Here is a 266-nt window from a genome sequence, read left to right as displayed (position 1 = left end):
CCTAAAAGATGCTCATGCGGAAGTAATCGAACAACGTTCCTGGGGGGCACCATGGCACATAATTGAAATAATTAAAGCAGGAATACATAAAGCTGTTGGAATAAAAGAAGTATCTAAATTTTACCAAATCCCACAAGATAGAATAATCGCATTCGGAGATGAGGATAATGATCTTGAAATGCTTGAATACGCAGGATGTGGTGTTGCCATGGCTAATGCAATTGACGAACTTAAGATTGTTGCAGATAAACAAACCAATACCAATG

General features: G+C 38.0%; 1 protein-coding gene. It reads left to right on the top strand.

Going from position 1 to position 266, the window contains the following annotated elements; translation table 11 throughout:
• Positions 1-266, top strand: a 266-nt coding sequence (locus tag AOA61_RS30660; protein WP_143521294.1) for an HAD-IIB family hydrolase, incomplete at both ends; no start/stop codon positions are given.

Source organism: Pseudomonas sp. 2995-1, from assembly GCF_002742505.1.
GTDB classification, from domain to species: domain Bacteria; phylum Pseudomonadota; class Gammaproteobacteria; order Pseudomonadales; family Pseudomonadaceae; genus Aquipseudomonas; species Aquipseudomonas sivasensis.
Note: the sequence above shows the minus strand (reverse complement) of the source record. Positions and strands in the feature narration are given on the sequence as shown.